Below are 24,153 nucleotides of genomic sequence, written 5' to 3'. Positions count from 1 at the left end.
GGCAACGGCGCGATCCCGGTTTGGTCATGCCGTGAAGCGCGGAATCATCCGACAGGCGACTCCGAGTAATCGTGAGGTAACAATGAGTGCAAATATGGCTCAAGGTGATGCCGAACTGCTGGCCGAGGCGCGGCATGGGGACGCGGCGGCCTACGGCCGGCTCCACGGACGGCACGCGCCTGCGGCCCGGATCCTCGCCCTCCGGCTCGTCGGCGGTCCCGCCGAGGCGGAGGAGGCCGTGGTGGAGACGTTCGCCGGGATCCTCGGACTCCTCAGGCGGGGCGGCGGCCCGCGGGAGGCGTTCCGGCCCTACCTGCTCACCGCGCTCCGCCGTACGGTCCATGACAGGCCGCCGGTGGAGGGCGGCCAGGCGGCCACCGGGGAGATGGAGGCGCCCGACCCGGACGCGTTCACCGAAGGGACGGGGGCGCCCGAGCCGGACGCGTCCTTCGCCGGCCCCGCGCCGACCGGCCCGGCACGCTCGCCGGCCGTCAGGGCCTACCGGTCCCTGCCGGAGCGCTGGCAGCTCGTCCTGTGGCATACGGGGGTCGAGGGGGCCACGGCCGCCGAGGTGGCGCCCCTGCTGGGCCTGACGGCCGGTGGGGCGGCCGCCCTGGCCCGCACGGCCAGGGCGGGGTGGCGCCAGGCATACCTGCGGGCCCGTCTCGCCGGGGTCCCGAGGCCGGGATGCCGTCCCGTGCTGGGCGGGATGGACGCCTACGTGCGGGGCGCCCTGGCCAGGCGCGAGAGCCGGGCCCTGGACGGGCACATGGACGACTGCACCGGGTGCCACGAGGCGTTCCTGGAGCTCACCGACGTCGACCGGAGCCTGCGCGCCACCGTCGGCCCGCTCGTCGCCGGCCCCGCGCTCGCCGGATACCTCGCGGCTCTGGGCGGCGTGGGCGCCGCCGGCACGTCCGGACCGCCCGGCCGGTGGCGGCCGGCGCCCACGGCGCGGCGGCGGGCGGTCGCGGCCGGCGCGGCGGCCGGAACGGTCACCCTGGCGGCGGCCCTCGCACTGGTCTCGGCCCGGGGGCCGCAGGCCGCGCCGGCCGCCCCGGTCCCGGATCCGCCGCCGATCGCCGCCCCGGCGCCCGTGCCGCAGGACCCGCCGTCCCCACCGCCGTCCCCGCCGGGCAGGACGTCCTCGCCGGGGGAGGGAGACCGGTCGCGGGGGCGGGCCGGCCCCCGGCCCGCCGCGCCGCCCTCCGGCGGAGGAGCGGCCCTCGTGCCCGCGCCGCGCCTGATCGCCAGGATCGACGCGCTCGGCGCGCTGGTCCGCTCCGAGACGGGCATCGTGGCGGTACGGCTGCGCAACGTCGGTGCGGGGAAGAGCGGGGAACTCGTCGCCGACGTCGGCCTGCCGTACGGGGTGACGGTCTCCGCGGCGGCGCGCCGGGGGCGGGCGGTCTCCGTCGTCAAGCCGGTCGGCACGGTCGACGGCTGGGCCTGCCGCGCGGACGTGGCGGGCGCGCGGTGCTCCCGGGGGCCGCTGGCGGCGGGCCGGACCACAGCGATCTTCCTCCGGGTCGTGGTCTCGCCGGCGGCGGACGAGGGGGCCGCGCCCTCGGTCCGGGTCTCCACCCCGGGGGCCGGGGTGACGGCCAGGGCGCGGACCGGGGTGCGGGCCGTCGGGGCTCCGGCCCGGTTCGCCACCGACGGCCAGGTGGTCACCTCCGCCATCGGCAACACCTTGCTGGACTGCGCCCGCGCCGACCGCCGGTGCCGGGCCGCCCGGTCCCGCCGGGGCCACAGTCGCGACAACGACCTGTGGAGGATGAGGCCCTTCGACCAGGACCGGGACGGGTCGACGAGAAGTTCGAGCGCGGCCCGGCTGTCCCTGCCCAGGAGAGCCAGGCTGGTCTGGGCCGGGCTCTACTGGTCGGCCAGCGCGCCCGCGGACGGCCGGATCAAGTTCAAGACGCCAGGGGACGGGGGCTATACGCGGGTGCGGGCCGACCGGGTGACGGAGCGGCGGCTGCCCGCCGGGACGGCATACCAGGCGTTCGCCGACGTGACCCGGCTGATGGGCGGGCTCCGCGGGACATACTGGGCGGCCGACGCCTCGCTCACGCCCGGCGTCTCCCGGCACGCCGGATGGAGCCTGGTGGTCGTCGCGGCCGACTCCCGCCGGCCGTACAGCCAGGCCGTCGTCGTCGACGCCGCCACCGTGGTGGACCGGGAGCACGGACCCGCGTGGATCCCCCTCGACGGGCTGACGTCCACGGCCTCGCCCGCCCGGGTCGACCTGGTGACCTGGGAGGGCGACGCCGACCTGAGGGGAGAACGCGTCACGCTGGGCGGGCGCCCGCTCCGGCCGGACGACGGTGACCGGGACGCGGACAACCCCTTCGACGGGTCCGCCACGGGGGCCGAGGGCACGGACCTGACCTTCGGCACGGACGTCGACGGCTTCCGGGCGCCCCTCGGCCCGAACCCCGTCCTCAAGGTGAGCACCGGCCGTGACGTCCTGTTCTTCGGCGTGGCGGTGGTGCGGGTCCAGGTCCGTTCGTGAGGGTCCCGGGGGCCGCCCGTGAGGTCCGGGGGTCCGGGAGGTCCGGCCGGAGCGCCGCAGGTTCCGGCGGGCCACGGTGGGTCCCGGTGATTTTTCCGTGCGGCGAGAAGCGGCGGGGAGTGTGGAACGGGCCAATAAAGGCCGGGGACAGGTACGGCCAACGGGGGCGGTCTCAAGAACTGGACGAACTGGTACGGTCTGCGTGAACACTCCGGCGTATGGTCAGGCGCAGGTCGAATCGTCGGGATTCACCCTCGGACGATCAGTTGCTTGATTACCCTGAGGAAGGGCCGTCTGGCTGGTCTCTCAGAGGTCTTTCAGGCTTGTCTGAGCCGAAGGGGCGGGCCACGTAGGAAGGGCGGTGTCGCGTGGATCGCTGCGCGCTGTTCGTGGACGCAGGCTACCTGCTGGCCGACGGCGCGATGGCCGTGCATGGGACCCGCCATCGCGAGGCGGTCTCCTGGGACTACCCGGGTCTGCTCAAACTGCTCGGCAACCTGTCCAAGGAGCGCACCGGGCTGCCGCTGCTGCGCTGTTACTGGTACGAGGCGAGCGTCGAGGGCCGCCGCACCGCCGAGCACGACGCGCTGGCCGACCTCCCCGGCCTCAAGCTCCGGCTGTCACGCATCCGTCCCGGCCGCCGCGAGGGCGTGGACGCCCAGGTCCACCGCGACCTGATGACGCTGGCCCGCAACAGCGCGGTCTGCGACGCGGTGGTGGTCAGCGGCGACGAGGACCTGGCACAGGTCGTCTGCGACGCCCAGGACCTCGGCATCCGCGTCACCGTCGTGCACATCGCCGCCGACGGCGGCTGGGCGGTCTCCCGCTCGCTCCGCCAGGAGTGCGACGACCTGATCGAGATCGGCAGCAGCCACCTGCGGCCTTACGTCAGCCTGGCCACCGGCTCCCCGGAGACGCCCGCCCTGAGCAACGGCCACCAGCCGGCCGGCAACGGCCAGGCCACCGTCGCCCTCGGCAACGGCGCCCCGCCCACCGCGCCGGCCCCGCTGGTCCAGGCTCCCCGGGCCACTCCCGCGCCCGCCGCCCCCCATCCCGCGCCGCCGTCCTACCCGGCCTACAACCACGAGCCCCCGCCGGCCCCGGCCCCCCAGCCGCCGCAGGCCCCCGCGCCGCAGCCCCTGGCCGCCCCCAACAGCCCGACCGGCCCGCTGCCGACCCCCCAGCAGGCCCAGCAGTACGGCACGGGCAACACCGGCGGCATGCCCGGCTACCAGCCCGGCCAGCTCGGCGCCTACACCGGTCCCCAGGCGGCCCCCGTGCCGGTCCAGAACGCCTCCAACAGCAGCACGACCACCCTGTCCGACGCCGTGAAGGCCGCCCACAAGGAGGGCCACGACTTCGGCGAGTCCGTCGCCAAGGACGCCCCCGCCCTGTGGCTGGAGGCCGTGCTCGCCCGCAAGCCCCGCATGCCCTCTGACCTGGAGGCCCGCCTCCTCCAGGGCTCCTCCCTGCCGATCGACTTCCTCCTCCACGACGAGGTCCGCCACGCCCTCCGCCGGGGCTTCTGGGACGCCCTGGAACGCGCCCGCCGCTAGGCTCCGCCGGCCTGGGGCCCTGGAACGCGTCCGCCGCCGGGCTCTGCCGGCCCGAGCCGTCGCCGTGCTGTCTCTGCCCGCTTCCGCCGGCCGCCGCAGCGGGGCGGGTTCCGGCCGGCCTGCGCGGCCCGCGCAGGCCGCACAGGCCCGGCTCGGTGAAGATCTTCTCTCCGGTGGGTCTGGGCGGGTCAACGTCTTGCCACGGATCGGAACCACCGCACGTGTCGCGCGCGCTCACCTCTGCCGTCAGGCGAATCTGCCCTCCAGCGCCGGTGCCGTTCCCCGCGGCCTGGTGGCTGGAGACAGTCCGTAGCCAGACGAGAGGAAGTCGATGATGAGGCACATCCGACGGATGTGTTACCCGGTCGCCGCACTGGCGATGCTGACCGCACCCCTGACTCTGCTCAGCGTGCCCCAGGCCGACGCCGCGCGGATCGATCCGGCCCAGGCGGCCCTGCGCGCCACGCCTGATCCGGCCTCCTGCCCGGGGCGGGTGGCGCTGGTCAACGGAGGCTTCGAGCGGCCCGTCGTCACCGGCGGCGCGGTCGGCTTCTTCCCCGACGCCTCGCAGAACGGCGTGCCGGGCTGGCTGACGACCGCCACCGACCGCCAGATCGAGCTCTGGACCGGCCCGCCCAACCCGACCAACGCCGCGCCCGCCGAGGGCAGGCAGTTCGCCGAGCTGAACGCCAACCAGGTCTCGACCCTTTACCAGGACCACCCGACCACCCCAGGGGCGAAGCTGTACTGGCGGCTGTCCCACCGCGGCCGCCTGGGCGTCGACACGATGAGCCTGGACATCGGCGCGCCCGGCTCGCCGGCGCCGCAGAAGGTGGTGTCCGACGGCGCCACGGGCTGGGGCGCCTACGCCGGCACCTACACGGTGCCCGCCGGCCAGACGACCACCAGGTTCGCCTTCCGCTCCATCTCGTCGGCCGGCGGGAACCAGGGCATCGGCAACTTCCTGGACGACGTCTTCTTCGGCACCGCGCCGTGCGTCGTCGTCACCAAGGCCGCGATCCCCGTCGGCCCCGTCGACGTGGGAGATGTGATCACCTACCGGCTGACCGCCCGGAACGAGGGCGGAGCGGCGGCGGAGAAGGTGCGGCTCACCGACGCCGTCCCGGCCGGGACCTCCTACGTGCCCGGCTCGCTCCGCGTCGTGGACGGCCCCGACGCCGGGGCCAAGACCGACCAGCCGGGCGACGACCAGGGTGATTTCGACCCCGTGGCGGGGAAGGTCTCCTTCTCGCTGGGCGACGGCGCGACCGGCTCGGCACCCGGTCGGCTGCCCAACACCGCCGATCTGCCCGGCGGCACCACGGTGGAGTTCCAGGTCAAGGTCGACCGGGCCGCCGCGGGCAAGCAGATCACCAACCAGGGCACCGTCGGCTACGAGAACCAGCTCGGCTCCACTCCCGAGCCGCTGACCTCGACCTCCGGTGAGACCCTCACCAAGGTCAACCCCGCCGTCGACCTGAGTCTGGTCAAGTCCGCCGACCTGACCAGGGCCACCGTCGGCCAGACCGTCACCTACCGCCTCGCCGTCCGCAACGCGGGCCCCAACGACGCCACCGGGGTCACGGTCAAGGACGTGCTGCCGCCCGGCCTCGCCTTCGTCTCGGCGACGCCCTCGGCCGGTGCCTACGACCCCGGGACCGGGACATGGACGGTGGGCGCGCTCGCCAAAGGTGGCACGGTCACGTTGACGATCCACGCCAAGGCGGTCTCGGTCGGGACCAAGACCAACACCGCCACCGTCGGCGGCGACCAGAAGGACCTCGACCCCGCCAACGACACCGACACCGTCAAGATCTGCGTCGACCCCGTCCCGGCCTGCGCGGACTGCGATTCGACCCGGTGCCCGTCCTGCACGCCGCGGAACAAGGGGTGATCTCCGTCCGGCCGGTGCCATGCGGCTGGATCTGACTCCTGAACCTGTCCTGTGAGAACCTGTTCTGACTGCCCGCGACGGCACGGTGCCTGCTGTCGTGGGGCGCGGCCGGCGGCTCACAGGACCGCCTGCGCCCCCGGTGAGGGCGGTCCACAAGACTCACCTTGAACACCGGGGCTGCGGGAGGATCGGGAGCCGGGCGCGGACTCGCGAGGGTCACCCCATGGCCGGACGGGGGCCGGGCGCGGCCGTGCTCATGCTCTCCTCCGCGGAATCTTCCATGGAGCCTTCCGCGGGGACGGCGGAGGTGGGCTCGTAGCCGCTGGCCTGCAGGGCGAACAGCCGCGCGTACTCACCTCCCAGCGCCACGAGCTCGCGGTGGGAGCCGCGTTCGGCGATCTTCCCCTCGCTCAGCACGACGATGAGGTCCGCCTCCCGCAGGGCTCCGAGCCGGTGTGAGATCAGGACGCTGGTACGGCCTGCCCGGTGCCGGCGCAGTCCCAGGTGGACGGCGTGCTCGGCCTCCGCGTCCAGGCCGGAGCTCGGCTCGTCGAGGATGAGCAGATCCCGGTGGTGACGCATCAGGGCGCGGGCCAGCGCCAGCCGCTGCCACTGCCCGCCCGACAGCACCACCCCGGCCTGCTGGTCCTCGTCGTCACCGAAGAAGATCCGGCTGAGCAGCGTGTCGTAACCCTTCGGCAGGTCGGCGAGCGTGTCGTGGATCCCGGCGCGCCGGGCGGCGGTCCGGACGAGCTCCGGATCGGCGCCCGCGGCCAGGTCGCCCAGCATGATGTTCTCGCCGGCGGTGAGGTCGTAGGACATGTAGTCCTGGAACACCACGCCGATCCGTTCGCGCAGGTCGGCCGGGCGCATGTCACGCAGGTCGACGCCGTCCCAGTGGATGGAGCCGCGGACCGGGTCGTACAGCCGGCACAACAGCTTGACCAGGGTGCTCTTGCCCGCCCCGTTCAGGCCGACCAGGGCGACGGCCTGGCCGTGCGGGATGAAGAGGTCAACCCCCCGCAGCACCCAGGGGTGCTCGTCGTCATAGCGGAACCACACGTCGCGCAGCTCGATGCCCTCTCGCAGCGGGGGCAGCGCGGTGGGCTCCGCGGGTACCGGGAGGCCGGGATCAGCCTGGACGACACCGAGATAGTGCCCGAACATCAGCAGGGCGTTGTGCGCGCTCGCCCACTGGCCGACGATCGAGGTCAGGGCCGTCTGCACCCCGGCGACGGCGGCGACGAACACCGAGACGTCCCCGACGCTCAGACCTCCCGCCGTGGCGGCCAGTACGGCCCAGAACAGGCCACCGGCCGCGACGGCGGCGCCCAGCAGGGACAGCAGCCCCTGGCTGCGCAGCGTCCGCCGGTCCAGATCCCGTTCGGCCTCGTTGACGGTCTTGAGTTCGGTGAGCATCCGGGTGCGCAGGAAGTCACCCAGCCCGAACAGCCGCACCTCCTTGGCGGCGTCGGGGCTGGTGAGGAGGGCGCTGAAGAAGATCTGGCGACGCGTGTTGGAGCTGATGCCCCACATCGTGCGGGCCCTGCGGCGGCTCAGCGCGAGCTGCACCCTGGCCGACGGCAGCGCGGCGGCGATGACGATGACGACCATGACCGGGCTGAGCACGGTCAGCGTGGCCATGAACCCCAGCAGCGTCAGGAGGCCCTGGCAGATCGCCAGGGACGAGCCGACGATCTGCTGCGGGGCGTTCTGACCGGCCTCGTGGGCCAGCCGCAGCTCGTCGTGGAAGGAGGGGTTCTCGAAGCGGCTGAGCCCGGGGTCGGCGTTGACGGCCCGGAACAGCCGGTCGTAGATCAGTCGTTGGAGCCCCCGGTGCAGCTGCCCCGTGAGGTACTCGGAAACATGTGGCAGGACGACCAGAGCCAGACCCGCCACCCCGAGGGCGGCCGCGAGGGGGAGCAGGACACTCCGGCCCCCGTCACCGGCCAGCCCGTCGAGAACCAGCTTGGTGAGCCAGGCGGTCGCCACCGGTGCCGTCCCCATGAGCAGCACCACCACCAGTGAACCGGCCACGGCGGCAGGCTGGGCCTGCCAGGCCAGCTCGCCCGCCGCCCGCCCGCGGTGGAGAAGGGACCCGGTCCCCGAGCCCTCCCCGCCGGGCTCCCTCACGTGCGCGCCGCCAGTGGCAGCCGGTCCGGGGCGTCCGCCGCAGCGGTGATCACCGCGCGGTCGTCGACGAGATAGAAGGTCGGGAAGAACGACACCTGGAACGCCCGGGCCAGTGGCCCGTCCGGTGGTTCGACGACCACGGGAGCCACCGGGGCCAGCGCGGCGGTGAACACGCCGGCGTCCTCCGGGTCGCCCGTGACCACTGCCAGCGCGCGTCCGGGCCCCAGCTGTCCCGCCCAGGCGGTGAACTCGGGCAGCCGCTCGTGGCAGGCGGCGCAGGTGGTGGAGAACATCCCCACCAGGGTCGGCCCGGTGAAGAAGTCCTGTGACACGGTCGTGCCGTCAGACGCGGAGGCGGTGAACTCGGGCAGCGCGGTGCCGGAGGCCACGAGCGGCGGTCTCGTCGACCGGCCGTTGGCGAGCTGGGCCGAATGCTCGCGGAGGCGGCGGATGACGGCCAGGGTCAACAGGAGGTTGACGGCGCACAGGGCCCCGACGAAGACGACGGCGACGACGAGGTACGGCATCGAGATCCCCTCACAGGTGCCCGGGAGTGGGCGGTGGCCCGGCGAACAGGTCGGCCAGGTCGTCGAAGAAGACGACGGTCAGGGCGAGCACACCGGCGCCGGCCATCGCGATGGCGACGCCCGCGGGATGCGCGTCACCCGGTGCGGTGAGCAGGTGGGCCACGCCTCCCGTCGCGGTGACGGCGAGCAGGCCCGCGTTGCGGATCAGGTGCCTGCCGCTCAGCGGGGTCGCCGTGGCGCCGAAGCAGCGGCAGGGGGTCCGGGAACCGGAGCGCACGACCCGCGCGATGCCCGCGTAGAACGCCAGCAGTACGGCGCCGGCCAGCACGAAACCGGCCGGCACCGTCCACTGGACCGTCAGCAGTACGACGACGCACGCCTCGGCGAGGATCACCGCGACGCTCAGCGGCGTCGCCCTGCCGGTGGCGAGCGGGACCATGTCCGGCACGGAGGCACGGAAGGCAAGGAAGGCCTCCCGGCCGCGCACCTTGCCGAACACCGCCATCAGGAAGACGACGCCCAGTGCGCATCGGCAGGCCAGCGCCACGTACTGCATGACGGTCACTCAGCCGGAGTCTCGGTCAGCGCCAGGGGGTGCAGGCCGTGCGACCGGCGGCGATGCAGCACGTCCGGCGTACGGTGTACCCGACCCACTTCGTCTCGTCCCAGCACGTCTCAGCGGCCGCGGAGGCCGTGGGGAGCAGCCTGTCGAGCAGCCGGTCGCCCAGCTTGCCGAGGGAACGGATCATGAGATCTCCTCTGTCGAACCGTACGGTGTGATCGATACCGATTGGTCATCGAGCGTTGTGTGCCATCTCCGTGCGGCCGGAGTCGGTGATCATCGCTCGTTGGCGCCTGCACCGTAAGCCGGACCAAGATCAGAGAATAATGGTGAAGATCGCCACACCAGCGGTCACGCTTCGACAGTTTCTGATCTTGACATCTGCTCGCGGAGTGATTTCGGCCTGCTCTGGGCGTCTTTTATAGCTAGTTTCGGATAGGTGCCTTTGGGGCCGGCTCACCAAAAATCCTCTCCGCGGAGACACCCCGCCGGACCCTGTCCCGGTGCGACCGGCCCGCGTCGGCCTCGCCGACGCGGCATGCGCCCTCTCCCGTGCGCCGGGTCCCAGCCGGCCCGGTGGAGGCCGAGTGGCGCGTACGGCCTCGCGAGGGCCGCGCGCCTACGCCTGGCGAGGCCCGCTGCGTCTACGCCTGGCGAGGGCCGTCGTGCCTACGCCTGGCGAGGGCCGCGCGCGTGCCACGCGAGGGCCCGTCCGGACGCGGCCGTGCTCAGGTGAGGGCGTCCAGGCCCGCCCTGAGGTGGCTGAGGCGGTGGGCCAGGTCGGACAGCGGCCCCGCGAGGCTCGGGTCGTTGGCCTTGCGGGCCAGCTCGCTGACTCGGGCGAGCTCGTCCTCGACCGCGGTGAGGCGCCTGGACAGCTCGGGGAGCACGGCCGCCTGGTCGGACGCCTCGCCCGGCGGCAGCTCGGCGGCCAGGCGCTCGCGGAGCATGGAGGCCTGCTCGGCCAGGCGGCGGTTCATGTTGTAGAGCTCGACGAACACCGCGACCTTGGCCCGGAGCACCCAGGGGTCGAACGGCTTGGTGAGGTAGTCGACGGCCCCGGCGGCGTAGCTGCGGAAGGCGTAGTCGGGGGCGCTGTCGACCACGGTCAGGAAGATGATCGGGATGTTGCGGGTGCGCTCGCGGCGCTTGATGTGGGAGGCGGTCTCGAATCCGTCCATCCCCGGCATGCGCACATCCAGCAGGATCAGCGCGAACTCGGTGTTGAGCAGGGCTTTGAGCGCCTCTTCGCCAGACCTGGCCCGGACGGGTATCAGGTCGAGGGAGCTGAGGATTGCCTCGAGCGCGATCAGGTTCTCCTCCCGGTCGTCCACCAGGAGGATTTTCGCTCGCTCAGGCATTGATCACGCCCCTTCGTCGGAGTCACCGGCCGGCTTGCCCCGGGTGAGCCAGCCGCGCAGGCGTTCGAGCAGGCGGTCGACGTCCACGGGCTTGGGCACGTAGTCGGAGGCGCCCGACGCGATGCTCTTCTCCCGGTCGCCCTGCATGACCTTAGCGGTAAGCGCGATGATCGGCAGATCGGCGAACTGCGGCATCCGGCGGATGGCGGAGGTGGTGGCCCAGCCGTCCATCTCGGGCATCATGATGTCCATCAGCACCAGCGCGACGTCCTCGTTGCGTTCGAGCTGCTCGATGCCCTCGCGGCCGTTCTCGGCGTAGACCACCGTGGAGCCGTACCGTTCGAGGACGCTGGTCAGGGCGAAGACGTTGCGGATGTCGTCGTCCACGATCAGGATCTTGGCGCCGGTGAGCGGGTCGTCACCGCCCTTCCACGCCTGGGCCTCCTCCTGCGGGAAGTGCGGGACCGGCATGTCCTCCGGCAGCGCCAGCTCCGGCAGGTCGTCGGGCTCCTCCAGCACCCCGATGAGCGTCTGGCTGCGCGGCGGGGAGTTGGGCGCGGCCGCTCCGCCGTCGCGCGAGGACAGCGGTCCGCCGTAGGACGGCGGCAGGTAGAGGGTGAAGGTGCTCCCCTGGCCCACCTCGCTGACCACGTGGATCTCGCCGCCGAGCAGGCGGGCGATCTCGCGGCAGATGGACAGGCCCAGGCCGGTCCCGCCGTACTTGCGGCTGGTGGTGCCGTCGGCCTGGCGGAACGCCTCGAAGATGACCTCCAGCTTGTCGGCGGCTATGCCGATGCCGGTGTCCACCACCTCGAAGGCCAGGATGCCGTCGGCGCCGCGCAGGGTGTCGTCCACGAAGGTCACGGCACGCTGGGCGTGGATCACGCGCAGCCGCACCTCGCCCTTGGGTGTGAACTTGATCGCGTTGGAGAGCAGGTTGCGCAGCACCTGCTGCAGGCGCTGCTCGTCGGTGCGGAGCTCCTGCGGGATCGACGGGTCGACCTCGACCGCGAACGACAGCCCCTTGTCCTGGGCCAGCGGCGCGAAGGTGGCCTCGAAGTAGTCGACGAGCTTGGGCAGGGAGATCTGCTGGGGGTGGATGTCCATCCGCCCGGCCTCGACCTTGGACAGATCGAGGATGTCGTTGATCAGCTGGAGCAGGGCGGAGCCGGCGCCGTGGATGGTCCGGGCGAACTCCACCTGCTGGACGGTGAGGTTGCCCTCGGCGTTCTCGGTGAGCAGCTTGGCCAGCACGAGCAGGCTGTTGAGCGGGGTGCGCAGCTCGTGGGACATGTTGGCCAGGAACTCGGACTTGTAGCGCGAGGAGACCGCGAGCTGCTCGGCGCGCTCCTCCAGCGTCCGGCGGGCCTGCTCGATCTGGAAGTTCTGGATCTCGATGGCCCGGTTCTGCTTGGCCAGCAGCGCGGCCTTGTCCTCCAGCTCGGCGTTGGAGCGGCGCAGCTCCTCCTGCTGGCGCTGGAGCTCGTCGGAGCGTTCCTGGAGCTCGGTGGTGAGGCGCTGCGACTCGGTCAGCAGGTCCTCGGTCCGGGAGTTGGCGATGATCGTGTTCATCGTGACGCCGATGGTCTCGACGAGCTGGGTCATGAAGTCGTGGTGGACCTCGCCGAAGTGGCTGAAGGAGGCCAGCTCCACGACGCCCAGGACCTGGGTCTCGAACAGGATCGGCAGCACGACGATCTGGGCCGGGGCGGAGGAGCTGAGGCCGGTGTCCACGGTGAGGTATCGGGCCGGGACGCTCTCCAGGATGATCCGCTTGCCCTCGAACGCGGCCTGTCCCACGATCCCCTCGCCGACCGAGAAGCGCTGCCGGATCTTCGAGCCGGGGCGCGCGCCGTATCCGGCGATCAGGTAGAGGTCGTGGTCGCCGGTGGGCTCGGCCAGGTAGAAGGCGCCGTAGTGGGCGGAGACCAACGGGGTCAGCTCACTCATGATCAGCTTGGCGACCTCCATCAGGTCGCGGTGGCCCTGCATGAGGCGGGAGATCCGCGCCAGGTTGGACTTCAGCCAGTCCTGTTCCTGGTTGGCCTTGGTGGTGTCGCGCAGCACCGACACCATCGTGTTGATGTTGTCCTTCAGCTCGCCGATCTCGCCGCCGGCGTCAACGGTGATCGAGCGGGTCAGGTCGCCGGTCGCGACCGCGGTGGTGACCTCGGCGATCGCGCGGACCTGGGTGGTCAGGCGGCCCGCCAGCTCGTTCACGTTCTCGGTGAGGCGCTTCCAGATGCCCTCGGCGCCCTCGACGCGGGCCTGGCCGCCGAGCTTGCCCTCGGAGCCGACCTCGCGGGCCACCCGGGTGACCTCGGAGGCGAAGGAGGAGAGCTGGTCGACCATGGTGTTGATGGTGGTCTTGAGGGCGAGGATCTCGCCCTGGGCGTTGACGTCGATCTTGCGCGTGAGATTGCCGTTGGCGACGGCGGTGGTGACCTCGGCGATGTTGCGCACCTGGTAGGTCAGGTTGTTGGCCATGGAGTTGACGTTGTCGGTGAGGTCCTTCCACACGCCCGAGACGCCGCGGACGCGGGCCTGGCCGCCGAGCTGTCCTTCGGTGCCGACCTCGCGGGCGACGCGGGTGACCTCGTCGGCGAACATCGACAGCTGGTCGACCATGGTGTTGAGGGTGTCTTTGAGCTGGAGGATCTCACCCTGGGCGTCGGCGGTGATCTTCTTGGACAGGTTGCCCTGGGCCACCGCCGTGGAGACCGCCGCGATCTGGCGCACCTGGGTGGTCAGGTTGTTGGCCATGACGTTGACGTTGTCGGTGAGGTCCTTCCAGGTGCCGGAGACGCCGCGCACCTGGGCCTGGCCGCCGAGCTGTCCTTCGGAGCCGACCTCGCGGGCGACGCGGCTCACCTCGGAGGCGAAGGAGGAGAGCTGGTCGACCATGGTGTTGATGGTGGTCTTGAGGGCGAGGATCTCGCCCTGGGCGTCCACGTCGATCTTGCGGGTCAGGTCGCCGTTGGCGACGGCGGTGGTGACCTCGGCGATGTTGCGCACCTGGTAGGTCAGGTTGTTGGCCATGGAGTTGACGTTGTCGGTGAGGTCCTTCCACACGCCCGAGACGCCGCGGACGCGGGCCTGGCCGCCGAGCTGTCCTTCGGTGCCGACCTCGCGGGCGACGCGGGTGACCTCGTCGGCGAACATCGACAGCTGGTCGACCATGGTGTTGAGGGTGTCTTTGAGCTGGAGGATCTCACCCTGGGCGTCGGCGGTGATCTTCTTGGACAGGTCGCCCTGCGCCACCGCCGTGGAGACCGCCGCGATGGCCCGGACCTGGGTGGTCAGGTTGCTCGCCATGACGTTGACGTTGTCGGTGAGGTCCTTCCACACGCCCGAGACGCCGCGCACCTGGGCCTGGCCGCCCAGTTCGCCCTCGGTGCCGACCTCGCGCGCCACCCGGGTGACCTCCTCGGCGAACGCCGAGAGCTGGTCGACCATCGTGTTGACGGTGTTCTTCAGCTCGAACATCTCGCCGACCGCGTCGACGGTGACCTTGCGGCTCAGGTCTCCCCTGGCCACCGCGGTGGTGACCAGCGCGATGTCGCGGACCTGGGCGGAGACGCGGCTGGACATGGTGTTCACGGCCTCGGTGAGGTCACGCCAGCTGCCCGACATGCCCCGCACGTTCGCCCGGCCGCCCAGCCGGCCCTCGGTGCCCACCTCGCGCGCCACGCGCGTCACCTCGGAGGTGAACAGGGAGAGCTGGTCGACCATGCCGTTGATCGCCTTGCCGAGGCGGCGCACCTCGCCCCGTGCTCTCCGGTCGAGGTCGATCCGCCGGGACAGATCTCCCTTGGCGACCGCGTCGATCACGTCGGCCGCGCCGCTGACCGGCCCGACCAGGGCGTCGATCAGCGAGTTCACCGAGTCGACGCTCTCCGCCCAGGAACCCACGCCCGGACCCGCGGTCAGGCGTTCGCTGAAGCGGCCCTCCTTCACCACCTCGCGGCGGACCCGGTGCAGCTCGTTGGCCAGGTGCTCACGGCGGTCGGCGACCTCGTTGAGCAGCAGGCGGATCTCACTCAGGATCCCGGGAGGAGCATGCGGCACCCGGCGGCGGAAGTCGCCGTCGCGCCAGGTGATGAGTGTCTGAAGAATCGGCTTGAGATCCGATTCGCTGTAACGTCGCTCCTCGACGTCGGGCACGGTGTTGGCCGTGGTCATAAGACCTCCTTGACTCCCGGGGGCGCAGCCGCGAGTCATCCCAGTCTGTCACGGTGCGCAACCCACAGTCCCGCCTTCGAATTACCCCATGCGGGCGCGAAGTGTGGTAGGCACGGAACAGTGACCAACGCTCCCCGAGCCGTCCTGGCCGCGACATTCGCCCCAGGAGACACGGCCGTCCCCGCAGTCCGGCGTTTCACCAGAGAGGTGATGACCGCCTGGGCTGCCGCGTCCGTGCTCGACGTGGCGGAGCGGCTGGCGGGGGAGCTCGTCGGGCAGACGGCCGAGGTGCCGTTCGAGGTCGTCTGGAGCCATCTGGGAGACGGTGTCCAGATCGAGGTCCGGCAGCGGGGCGTCCCCGAGGGAGTCCCCAGCGGTCCGGCCGCGCCGGTCGACGAGTGGGGCGTCACCTTCTCCGGCGAGCTGCGCACCGACTGGGCGCGGCTGCGGCTGCCCGGCTCCGCCGAGCGGGTGGCCGCGGAGTGGTCCATCGAGGAGCCGACCCGGGGGCCGATCTGGATGGGCTTCCTCGCCGACGCCAGCGACCTGCTGGCCGGCACCCTCGACCCGGACATGGTGCCCGCGATCATCTCCCAGATCGTCGTGCCCCGGCTGGCCACCTGGTGCGCGGTCTACACCTGGAGCGACGGGAGCGGCCCGCAGCGCCCGGCCTACCTCTGGCACACCGACGAGCGGCGCATCGACGGGCTGCGCGAGGAGCTCGCCACGGCCCGGATCCCGCAGGCCGGCGGCTCCATGCAGCTCGGCGACTCGCAGATGCTCGTCATCCCGCTGCTGGCGCGGGGACGGTCGCTGGGGGCGATGTGCCTGGGGCGGCCGGACCGGTTCGCCGAGGACGTCTTCCAGTACGCCGAGGACATCGGCCGCCGCGCGGCCCTCGCCATGGACAACGCCCGGCTCTACGCCACCCAGGCGGCGGCCAACCGGGCGCTGCAGCGCAGCCTGCTGCCCCCCAACGAGCCGGGCGAGATCCCCGGGCTCGACCCCGCCGTGGTCTACGAGCCCGCGGGGGAGACCAACGAGGTCGGCGGTGACTTCTACGACCTGTTCGCGGCCGGTGACGGCTCCTGGCGGTTCGCGGTCGGCGACGTCTGCGGCACCGGCCCCGAGGCCGCCGCGGTCACCGGCCTGGCCCGCCACACCCTGCGCCTGCTCGCCCGGGAGGGATACGGCGTGGCGGCCGTCCTCGACCGGCTCAACCAGGCGATCCTGGACGAGGGAGAGCGGGCCCGCTTCCTGACCCTGCTGCACGGGGAGATCAAGCCCGTGCCCACCGGGCTGGACGTGTGGCTGGTCTCCGCCGGCCATCCCGAGGCGCTGCGGCTGCGGCCCACCGGCGTCGTGGACACGGTGGTGACCTCCCAGTCGCTGCTGGGGGTCTTCCCCGAGGCGACCTTCAAGGCCGAGCTCGTCCACCTCGACCACGGCGACGTCCTGCTCGCGGTGACCGACGGGGTGACCGAGCGGCGCCAGGACGGCCGGCTGCTCGACGACGACGGCGGACTGGCCAAGCTGTTCGCCGAGTGCGTGGGCCTGTCGGCGCGGGCGGTCGCGGAGCGGATCCGCCGGGCCGTCCAGGACTTCGCCCCCGAGCCGAGCGCCGACGACATGGCGATCGTGGTCCTGCGCGCCCGATAGACGACACGGCGATCAGGGTCCTGCGCGCCCGACAGCGGCCGGCCTCTCTGGCGCCGCCGTGTCACATCTCCGTCTTGACGTGCCTGCGGGCGAATTCGAGCTGGGCCGACATCTGCGCGATCCGCTCGGAGACGACCAGCGAGCCGTGGCCGGCGTCGTAGCGGTAGACCGTGTGCTCGTGGCCGCGCGCGGCGAGCCGGGACACGTAGGTCTCGATCTGCCCGATCGGGCAGCGCGGGTCGTTCTCCCCGGCGAGGATCAGCAGCGGCGCCTCGACCTGGTCGACGTAGGTGATCGGCGAGCAGTTGGCGTAGCGCTCGGGCTGCTCGGCCGGGGAGCCGCCGAGCAGCGCGCGGTGGTAGGCCCGCAGCGCCTCGGTCTCCTCCTCGTAGGTGGCCAGATGGTCGGCGATGGGTACGGCGGCGATGCCGGCCGCCCACACCTTGGGCTGGGTGCCCAGGCCCAGCAGCGTGAGATAGCCGCCCCAGGAGGCGCCCGACAGCACGAGCCGGTCCGGGTCGGCGACGCCGCGTTCGACCATGACGTCCCGGACGGCGGCCACGTCGGACAGCTCGATGTGGCCGACCTCGCCGGTCAGGGCGTCCCGCCAGGCCGAGCCGTAGCCGGTGGAGCCCCGGTAGTTGACCCGCACGACCGCGAAGCCCAGGTCCACCCACGCGGCCACCTGCGGGACGAAGGAGTCGTCGTCCTGCGAGGTCGGCCCGCCGTGCAGCAGGAAGATCGTCGGGAACGGTCCCGAGCCGCGGTCGGGCCGGGACACCAGGGCGTGGATGCGCCCGCCGGGGCCCTCCACGTCCACGTCCTCGACCGGGACGGACGGCGGCGAGGTCGGGCCGCCGTGGTTCATCACCACGTGGCCGTTGCTCGACCGGATCACCGGCGGGTGGGCGCCGCTGGACCAGGAGTACTCCACCGAGCCGTCGGGGCGGGGCGCGGCGGCGTCGATCACGCCGTGCTGGGTCTCGATCGGGAAGAGTCGGCCGCCGGCGAGGTCGTAGCGGTGCAGATGGGTGCGCCCGCGGTTGGCCCGGACGACGAGCAGCGAGCGGCCGTCGTCGTACCAGTCGGCGGTGATCTCCCCGGGGTCGCGCAGCCAGATCTCCCGCTGCTCGTCGCTCTCCGGGTCCCAGACCAGCGGTTCGCGGCGGCCCCTGCGCTCGTGCAGGGTCAGCAGCCGGCGGTCGCCCGGGACGGGCGCGAAACGCAGGCCGAGGACGCCCTTGCCGGGGCCGTCGCGCAGGTCGCCGACGACGTCGCCGTTCTGCCGGAGCACGCGCAGCGCGGGGTGCCGGGAGTCGCCGTGCTCACTGTGGCTGATCGCGATCAGCGAGCCGTCCAGGGAGATGGCGGCCACGGAGGCGGCCTCGGCATGCTCGTAGATCAGCCGGACGGACCCGCCGGGCCGTACGACATAGATCTTGAAGCCCTCGCCGGGCCTGGCGACGCCGACCGCGGCCTCGCCCGTCGCCGCCAGCGCGATCCCCGACGGGTAGCCGGGGTCGAGGTCGATCGGCTCGTCGGGGCCGCCGGTGAAGGGCTGGCGCATCCAGCCGCCCCACTCGTCGCCGTCGGTGTCGGAGAACCACCAGATCCACCGGCCGGTGGGGTCGATCGTGCCGTGCGAGGTGCCCTTGGGCCGGGTGGTGGCCTGGCGGACGATCCCCGTCGACCGGTCCCAGGCGTAGATCTCCCACGCGCCGGAGGCGTTGCTGCGGTAGACGGCGCGGGCCGGAGCCTGACGCGCCCACACGGGCAGCGTCACGCGCGGCGCCCGGAACCTGGCCTGCCAGCGCTCCTCCGCCTTCATATGGCGCTTCCCTCCGTCAAGACGTTCGCTTCACGCGTCCAGGCGCGGGCTCGCCGGATTGCCGTCCAGTATGTCGCTTCCACCCCCAATTTGCTTAGTTAATGTGTGGGAATTTCGGGCTAAATACCACATCAGTAACATGCGTCCCGAAGGTGGCTGTCAAGCGCATCGCTTGATCAGGGGCGGGGCTGAAAGATAGACATGCGGAAAGAAGCAGTCACATCGCTTACTTCGGGAAGGTCCGCCACTTTTCTCCGCATGACTTCCGGATCGGTGTGCCAGGCGCTCGGCCCCATGCCCACGACGGCCTCGACCGCCCCGCGCCCCAGCGTCATCCCGAACTCGTGAACGCTCCGTCCGGTCTCGACGAAGCGGCCGCTCAGACTCTCGGCCACCCGCCGCTCCTTCGACTCGTCCACCGAGAGCAGCCCCAGCCGCTCCACCAGCGGTTCGAGGTGCCGCGACGTCGGCGTGACCACGATCAACCGGCCGTCGGCCCTGAGCATCCGGGCGAACTCCGCCCCGTTGCGGGGGGCGAACACGTTGAGGATCACGTCGACCGTGCCGTCCCCGACGGGCAGCGGCCGCCACACGTCGGCCACCACCGCCCCCAGCCGGGGATGCGCCCGCGCGGCCCGCTTGATCGCGTGTTTGGACACGTCCAGCGCGATCCCGACGGCCCCCGGGAGCCGGTCGAGGGCCCCGGCGAGGTAGTGGCCCGTCCCCGCGCCCGCGTCCGCGACCACCTCCGCGCCGGTACGGCACGCTCCGGCGACCGCCTCCGCAAGGGGACCGAAATACCCCGCCCCGAGGAACGCCTCCCTGGCGGCCACCATGGCCGCGCTGTCGGCCGTGCCGGGGGCCTGGGAACCGGTCAGCAGGCTGACGTATCCCTGCCGGGCGATGTCGAAGGAGTGACCCTGGGAGCAGCGGAGAACCCGCTCGTCCAGGTCGAACCCGGCTCCGCAGACCGGGCAGGCGAGGTATTCGACGACGTCGGCCAGCATCCCCTCATCATCCCGCCTCCGGGGCGCGCTGCGCTCCACCGGTGCCAGTGGGATGCAAGGACGCTACAAGCCGCAGGCCCTATAACTCGGAGGTATGAGGAAGAGATCTTTCACCGGCGTGCTGCCGGCGTCCGTGCTCGCGGCGGCCCTGCTCGCGACGGCGCCCGCGCACGCCGGCGCCGCGGGCCCGGCGGCGCTCGCGGACGCCGCTGCGAGCCCCGCCGCGGCCGCCGCCGCGGGCGTGAAGCACCACTGGGGGCCGGTGCGGTCGGCCGCCGGGCACTCCGGCCACGCCGCCGCGGACGTGTGGATCACGGACTTCAGCGCCGAGACGTTCACCGTGTCCGGCACGCTCCGTGACCGTGACCCCCACCGCAATCACTGCGCCTACATCCGCGCCCGGTTCCACTACGTCGGCGGCGGCACGGGCTGGGCGCAGCCGCGCTCGACCTGCCGCGCCGGCGACACCTTCAGACTCTCCTCGGACGGTGAGGTCACCCGGGTGGACGTCAAGGTCTGCGTCCTGGACCGCGGCAGGCGCGCGATCTCCTACTGCCACGTCGACGCCATCCGGGAGGAGGTCGTCGCCAACTGGCCCCGCTAGCGCGGTCGCCGGTCACGTGCCCGCGCGGCGCCCGTGGTCATCAGGCACCGTGGTCGCCAGGCACTGTGGTCGCCAGGCATCGTGGTCGCCGGACCGGCCGGCCGCCGCGCGGATCGCCCGTGGGGAACGGGCCGGACCCGCCTGACCCGCCGGGGTCAGGTGGTCTGCTGGACCTGCTGGAGGAAGGCGGCGTTGGAGGGGGTCTCGCGGAGCCGGTCGGTGAGGAGCTCCAACGCCTGCTGCCGGTCCAGGCCGCCCAGGGTGCGGCGCAGCCGCCAGGTGAGCTGGTGCTCACGCGGGTCGAGGAGGATCTCCTCGCGCCGGGTGCCGGAGGCGTCGAGGTCGACGGCGGGGTAGAGGCGCTTCTCGGCGAGGGCGCGGCTGAGGCGCAGCTCCATGTTGCCGGTGCCCTTGAACTCCTCGAAGAGGTTGTCGTCCATCCGGGAGCCGGTCTCGACCAGGGCGGTGGCGAGGATCGTCAGCGAGCCGCCGTCGCGGAGGTTGCGCGCGGCGCCGAAGAAGCGGCGCGGGGGGAGCAGGGCCGCGGCGTCGAGGCCGCCGGCGAGGGTGCGCCCGCCGCCGGGGGCGAGGTTGTTGTAGGCGCGGCCGAGACGGGTCAGGGAGTCCAGCAGGACGACGACGTCGCGGCCGCTCTCGGCGAGGCGCTTGGCGCGCTCGACGGCGAGCTCGGCCAGGGCGGTGTGGTCGCGGTCGGGGCGGTCGAACGTGGAGGCGGCCACCTCACCGTGGACGGACTCGCGCATCTCGGTGACCTCCTCGGGGCGCTCGCCGACGAGCACGACCATGAGGTGGCAGTCCGGATGGTTGCGGGTGATCGCGGCGGCCAGGTCCCGCAGGACCATGGTCTTGCCCGCCTTCGGCGGGGCGACGATCAGGCCGCGCTGGCCCTTGCCGACCGGCGCGAACAGGTCGACGACCCTGGTGGTCACCGACTCGGTCTCCAGGCGGAGCCGCTCGCGCGGGTGGATGGGCGTCATGTCCGCGAAGTCGGGCCGCCGCCGCCAGTCGGTGGAGCCGTTGACGCTCTCCACCTCGACCAGTCTCTCGTACGGCGTGCGGGCGGTGGCGACGACGTGGTCGCCGGGGCGCAGGCCGTACTGCCTGATCTGGGCGTGGGGCACGCGCACGTCGTCGGGGCCGGGGAGGTAGCCGCGGGTGCGGAGGTAGCCGGTTCTGTCGCGGACGTCGAGCAGGCCGGCCACGGTCTCGGTGTAGGCGTCGCTCTCACGCGGCTGCGGAGGGCGTGGACGCTTTCGGGTGGTGGTTTCGGTGGTCATAAGGGACCTTTCACAGGCGAAAAGTCATGATCGACCTCTCGCAGGGGGGACCGCGTGCCGGAGCAGATGCGGTAAAAAATGGGGTAAAAGGGGCGGATCATCGCACGCGGCTCAGCCTGCAGTGCGTCACGCCCACCATTACGGTAGCACCGTCAATCCGTGCCGAACAGGAGACCGGATGCCACATCAGTCCATAACAGTCGGGGGCGTCGAAGTGTTCCCCCTGTGTGACGCCGTAGGACCGATGGGGGACTCGATCAGGCGTCCGCTGCCGGAGATGTTCCCCGGCGGCTGTCACGGGGAGTCCGACGAATGGATCCTGCACTTCCACTGCTACCTGCTGCGTGACGCGGTGGGCCGGACCGTGCTGGTGGACACCGGGGTCGGCCCGGAGGACTCGCCGGCGGCGAGCTGGGCGCCGGTCCCCGGAGCGCTCGGCGCCGAGCTCGCCCGGGTGGGGGTGGCCCCCGAGGAGGTGGACGCGGTGGTCATCACGCACCTGCACAGCGACCACGCGAGCGGGGCCGTGATCGGCGGGGTGCCCGTCTTCCCCAACGCCCGGCACGTCTTCCAGCGGGCCGAGGTCGACGCGGCCGCCGAGGCGGTCCTCGACCACGTGGTCCGGCCGCTGGGCGAGCGGGTGCAGGTGGTGGACGGCCAGGCGGACGTGCTGCCCGGCATCAGGGTGTTCCACACGCCGGGGCACACCCCGGGCCACCAGGTCGTCCAGGTGGGCGAGCTGGTGCTGACCGGCGACGTGGTGCTGCACCCGGTGCAGCTGGCCGACCCGGCGGTGACCTACCTCTACGACGCCGATCCCGTGCTCGCCGCCGCGACGCGGAAGGAGCTGCTGGAGCGGGTCAGGGCCGAGCGGGGGATGATCGCCACCGCCCACTTCGCCGAGCCCTTCACCGTGCTCCCTCAGGTGGCCTCCCGCCAGGCGTAGCCCGGCTCCCGCCGGTGGGTCGCCAGGCGTAGCCCGGCTCCTACCGGTGGCCTCCCGCCAGGTGTGTGTCCCGGCTCCCGCCGGTGAGCCCTCGCCGTCCGGGTCCGCCGGGCAGGCGCTCGCCGTCCGGGCCCTCGCCAGGTGCTCGACAAGCGCTCGCCAGTCGCTCGTCAGGCGCTCGGCTCGGTACTCGGCTGGGCACTCGGTCAGGCGCTCGGCTGGGCGCTCGGCTGGGCCGAGAGCAGCAGGCGCCGGGCCTTGCCCCGGTAGCGGAGGACCTGGACCGCGCCCAGCGCCCAGATCGGGTACTGCACGGCGAAGGCCCAGCGGAACGCCTCCAGGCCGGTCTCCCCGACCAGGTCGAGGGTGACGCCGACCAGGGCGATCACCGCCATGCTCGCGACGAAGCCGCCGCCGTTCACGATGCCGGTGGCCGCGCCGATCCGGGCGGCCGGGTTGAAGGTCCTGGCGTAGTCGAAGCCGATCATCGACCCCGGGCCGTTGGCCGCGAGCACCACCACGAGAACGACGAGCAGCCAGAGCGGCGCGCGGCCGGGCCAGGCCAGCACGGCGGTCCACGCCGCGGCGGTGGTGCCGATCACGATGAGCACCATGCGGGAGCGGTGGAAGGGGAAGCGCCCGGCGAGATAGCCGAGCAGCGGTCCGCACGCCATGCCGCACAGGGTCAGCGTGGACAGCAGCACGCCGGCCGTGGCGGGGGCGAGGCCCTGCCCCTGGACCAGGAACGGGTAGCCCCACAGCAGCAGGAACGCGGCCGCCGAGCACTGGGTGGCCGCGTGGGTCCACATGCCCAGGCGGGTGCCGGGCTCGGCCCAGGCGGCCTTCAGGCTGGGGGGCTGTCCCGTCCGCTCCGGGCGGGAGTCGCGCAGCACCGTGAGCAGCAGCAGCACCGACAGCACGCCCAGGCCCGCGGCGCCCAGGAAGGTGGCCGTCCAGCCGTAGGCGTGCAGGGACTGGATCAGCGGCACCGCGGAGGCGATCGCGCCGAGCTGCCCGATCAGTCCGGTGAGCTGGACCATCAACGGGTTGCGGCGGGCCGAGAAGTGGAGGTTGACCAGCCGGATCACGCTGATGAACGTCATGGCGTCGCCGCAGCCGATCAGCGCCCGGCCGGCGATCCCGGTGAGCAGCCCCTCCGACAGCGCGAAGACCAGCTCGCCGCAGGTCATCACGGCGGCTCCGGCGACGAGCATGCGCTTGGAACCGAGCCGGTCGACCAGGACCCCGACGGGCACCTGCATGGCCGCGTAGACCAGCAGCTGCAGCATGGCGAGGGTGGACAGCCCGGCCGCGCCGACACCGAGCCGCGCGGCGGCCTCGATGCTGGAGACGCCGAGGGACTGGCGGTGGAAGACCGCGATGACATAGGCCAGCACACCGGTGGCCCAGAACAGCACTGCCGTGGGCCGTGGTGTCATGGGGCCAATATTACTTTTAGGGATTTTTGAGAATTTATTGGGGTTGTCGCAGTGACCGGGGGCGGGGGTAGCGCATGAGCAGGCTGGCGTGGACGTCCTGGCCGCCGACCGCCGAGTAGATGTGCGGGACGTCTGAGCGCCAGGTGAGATGCTCGCCCGGTCCGGCCTGGAGGGGGGCGTCCTGCGGGCCGGCGCTCAGCACTCCGGCGAAGACCGTGATGTGCTCGGTGACGCCCTCGTGGTGGGCGGGGGAGACCTGCGTGGCCCCCGCCGGGATCGTCAGCCGGTAGAGCTCGTAGGTGACGGACTCGTCCTCGAAGACCTGGAGCAGCACGCCCTCCACGGCGGTGCCGTGAGGGACGGGGCCGCTCTCCCCCACGGCCAGCGCCAGCGGCACGCCGAGCTGGGCGGTGACCGCCCAGAGCGTGTCCAGGGTGGGATTGCGGGTGCCGTTCTCCAGGCCGGAGAGCGTGGCCTTGCCGATGCCCGCGCGCCGGGCCAGCTCGGAGAGCGATATGCCGCGCTCCTCGCGCAACCTGCGGATCCGCTGGCCTACGCCCGGTGTTCTGGCCTCCTGGGCGGAACGGGAATTTTGTGCGCCGGACTCCATGAGGCTATCGTGCAGCACGATGTACGTTCCGT

Annotated in this window: 16 protein-coding genes and 1 pseudogene; 6 read left to right on the top strand and 11 right to left on the bottom strand. The window is 72.4% G+C overall.

All coding sequences use genetic code 11. The features are described 5' to 3' along the window. Nucleotides 1-94 precede the first annotated feature (94 nt). The 3 genes from J2S55_RS14755 (at nt 95) to J2S55_RS14745 (ending at nt 5,965) form a co-directional block, all read left to right on the top strand. Nucleotides 95-2,515, top strand: a complete 2,421-nt coding sequence (locus J2S55_RS14755) for an RNA polymerase sigma factor (RefSeq protein WP_306860848.1) — start codon at nt 95-97, stop codon at nt 2,513-2,515. Between the two features lie 368 nt (nt 2,516-2,883). Continuing rightward, a complete protein-coding gene (locus J2S55_RS14750; RefSeq protein WP_306860846.1) occupies nt 2,884-4,071 on the top strand; it encodes an NYN domain-containing protein in 1,188 nt (395 codons plus the stop codon). A gap of 331 nt (nt 4,072-4,402) precedes the next feature. Next, nucleotides 4,403-5,965, top strand: coding sequence for a CLIPPER-2 domain-containing protein (locus J2S55_RS14745; protein WP_306860844.1), 1,563 nt, complete (start codon nt 4,403-4,405; stop codon nt 5,963-5,965). A gap of 216 nt (nt 5,966-6,181) precedes the next feature. Here J2S55_RS14745 and J2S55_RS14740 read toward each other — a convergent pair whose 3' ends face one another. The 6 genes from J2S55_RS14740 to J2S55_RS14715 form a co-directional block, all read right to left on the bottom strand. Beyond that, nucleotides 6,182-8,098, bottom strand: a complete 1,917-nt coding sequence (locus tag J2S55_RS14740) for an ABC transporter ATP-binding protein (protein WP_306860842.1) — start codon at nt 8,096-8,098, stop codon at nt 6,182-6,184. After that, nucleotides 8,095-8,625, bottom strand: a complete 531-nt coding sequence (locus J2S55_RS14735; RefSeq protein ID WP_306860840.1) for a TlpA family protein disulfide reductase — start codon at nt 8,623-8,625, stop codon at nt 8,095-8,097. Before J2S55_RS14735 ends, J2S55_RS14740 begins: the two co-directional genes overlap by 4 nt. A gap of 10 nt (nt 8,626-8,635) precedes the next feature. Continuing rightward, on the bottom strand, nt 8,636-9,181 hold the full coding sequence (locus tag J2S55_RS14730) for a MauE/DoxX family redox-associated membrane protein (RefSeq protein WP_370879785.1): 546 nt from the start codon (nt 9,179-9,181) through the stop codon (nt 8,636-8,638). A 25-nt stretch (nt 9,182-9,206) separates the two neighbouring features. After that, nucleotides 9,207-9,374, bottom strand: coding sequence for a hypothetical protein (locus tag J2S55_RS14725; protein WP_306860837.1), 168 nt, complete (start codon nt 9,372-9,374; stop codon nt 9,207-9,209). A gap of 541 nt (nt 9,375-9,915) precedes the next feature. Continuing rightward, nucleotides 9,916-10,548: a response regulator gene (locus J2S55_RS14720; protein WP_306860835.1), complete on the bottom strand. Its 633-nt coding sequence runs from the start codon at nt 10,546-10,548 to the stop codon at nt 9,916-9,918. Between the two features lie 3 nt (nt 10,549-10,551). Further along, nucleotides 10,552-14,730, bottom strand: a complete 4,179-nt coding sequence (locus J2S55_RS14715; protein WP_306860833.1) for a HAMP domain-containing protein — start codon at nt 14,728-14,730, stop codon at nt 10,552-10,554. Nucleotides 14,731-14,940: 210 nt separating this feature from the next. Here J2S55_RS14715 and J2S55_RS14710 point away from each other — a divergent pair, with 210 nt between their 5' ends. Further along, nucleotides 14,941-16,389: a PP2C family protein-serine/threonine phosphatase gene (locus J2S55_RS14710; RefSeq protein WP_306860831.1), complete on the top strand. Its 1,449-nt coding sequence runs from the start codon at nt 14,941-14,943 to the stop codon at nt 16,387-16,389. A gap of 61 nt (nt 16,390-16,450) precedes the next feature. Here J2S55_RS14710 and J2S55_RS14705 read toward each other — a convergent pair whose 3' ends face one another. Beyond that, on the bottom strand, nt 16,451-18,217 hold the full coding sequence (locus tag J2S55_RS14705) for a S9 family peptidase (RefSeq protein WP_306860829.1): 1,767 nt from the start codon (nt 18,215-18,217) through the stop codon (nt 16,451-16,453). Nucleotides 18,218-18,393: 176 nt separating this feature from the next. Further along, the gene (locus J2S55_RS14700; protein ID WP_306860827.1) at nt 18,394-19,224 is read right to left on the bottom strand and encodes a putative RNA methyltransferase; all 831 of its coding nucleotides are present in this window, start codon (nt 19,222-19,224) and stop codon (nt 18,394-18,396) included. Nucleotides 19,225-19,318: 94 nt separating this feature from the next. Here J2S55_RS14700 and J2S55_RS14695 point away from each other — a divergent pair, with 94 nt between their 5' ends. Further along, the gene (locus tag J2S55_RS14695; protein ID WP_306860825.1) at nt 19,319-19,828 is read left to right on the top strand and encodes a hypothetical protein; all 510 of its coding nucleotides are present in this window, start codon (nt 19,319-19,321) and stop codon (nt 19,826-19,828) included. Between the two features lie 155 nt (nt 19,829-19,983). Here J2S55_RS14695 and rho read toward each other — a convergent pair. Next, nucleotides 19,984-21,051 (bottom strand): annotated as a pseudogene (gene rho / locus J2S55_RS14690) (transcription termination factor Rho); the annotation flags it as partial. 319 nt (nt 21,052-21,370) lie between these two features. On the opposite strand from rho, the gene J2S55_RS14685 reads away from it, so the two are divergent. Then, nucleotides 21,371-22,072: an MBL fold metallo-hydrolase gene (locus J2S55_RS14685; RefSeq protein WP_306860822.1), complete on the top strand. Its 702-nt coding sequence runs from the start codon at nt 21,371-21,373 to the stop codon at nt 22,070-22,072. Nucleotides 22,073-22,278: 206 nt separating this feature from the next. Here the strand turns inward: J2S55_RS14685 and J2S55_RS14680 are convergent, their stop codons facing one another. Then, nucleotides 22,279-23,511: an MFS transporter gene (locus tag J2S55_RS14680; RefSeq protein ID WP_306860821.1), complete on the bottom strand. Its 1,233-nt coding sequence runs from the start codon at nt 23,509-23,511 to the stop codon at nt 22,279-22,281. 34 nt (nt 23,512-23,545) lie between these two features. Further along, the gene (locus J2S55_RS14675) at nt 23,546-24,139 is read right to left on the bottom strand and encodes a helix-turn-helix domain-containing protein (protein ID WP_306860819.1); all 594 of its coding nucleotides are present in this window, start codon (nt 24,137-24,139) and stop codon (nt 23,546-23,548) included. Nucleotides 24,140-24,153 lie beyond the last annotated feature (14 nt).

It is taken from the genome of Streptosporangium brasiliense (genome assembly GCF_030811595.1).
GTDB classification, from domain to species: domain Bacteria; phylum Actinomycetota; class Actinomycetes; order Streptosporangiales; family Streptosporangiaceae; genus Streptosporangium; species Streptosporangium brasiliense.
Note: the sequence above shows the minus strand (reverse complement) of the source record. Positions and strands in the feature narration are given on the sequence as shown.

Coding starts and splice junctions, on each gene's coding strand:
- J2S55_RS14725 (WP_306860837.1), bottom strand. CDS start 9,374: ATGATCCGTTCCCTCGGCAAGCTGGGCGACCGGCTGCTCGACAGGCTG.
- J2S55_RS14700 (WP_306860827.1), bottom strand. CDS start 19,224: ATGCTGGCCGACGTCGTCGAATACCTCGCCTGCCCGGTCTGCGGAGCC.
- J2S55_RS14745 (WP_306860844.1), top strand. CDS start 4,403: ATGATGAGGCACATCCGACGGATGTGTTACCCGGTCGCCGCACTGGCG.
- J2S55_RS14705 (WP_306860829.1), bottom strand. CDS start 18,217: ATGAAGGCGGAGGAGCGCTGGCAGGCCAGGTTCCGGGCGCCGCGCGTG.
- J2S55_RS14685 (WP_306860822.1), top strand. CDS start 21,371: ATGGGGGACTCGATCAGGCGTCCGCTGCCGGAGATGTTCCCCGGCGGC.
- J2S55_RS14730 (WP_370879785.1), bottom strand. CDS start 9,181: ATGCAGTACGTGGCGCTGGCCTGCCGATGCGCACTGGGCGTCGTCTTC.
- J2S55_RS14735 (WP_306860840.1), bottom strand. CDS start 8,625: ATGCCGTACCTCGTCGTCGCCGTCGTCTTCGTCGGGGCCCTGTGCGCC.
- J2S55_RS14680 (WP_306860821.1), bottom strand. CDS start 23,511: ATGACACCACGGCCCACGGCAGTGCTGTTCTGGGCCACCGGTGTGCTG.
- J2S55_RS14755 (WP_306860848.1), top strand. CDS start 95: ATGGCTCAAGGTGATGCCGAACTGCTGGCCGAGGCGCGGCATGGGGAC.
- J2S55_RS14695 (WP_306860825.1), top strand. CDS start 19,319: ATGAGGAAGAGATCTTTCACCGGCGTGCTGCCGGCGTCCGTGCTCGCG.
- J2S55_RS14710 (WP_306860831.1), top strand. CDS start 14,941: ATGACCGCCTGGGCTGCCGCGTCCGTGCTCGACGTGGCGGAGCGGCTG.
- J2S55_RS14715 (WP_306860833.1), bottom strand. CDS start 14,730: ATGACCACGGCCAACACCGTGCCCGACGTCGAGGAGCGACGTTACAGC.
- J2S55_RS14720 (WP_306860835.1), bottom strand. CDS start 10,548: ATGCCTGAGCGAGCGAAAATCCTCCTGGTGGACGACCGGGAGGAGAAC.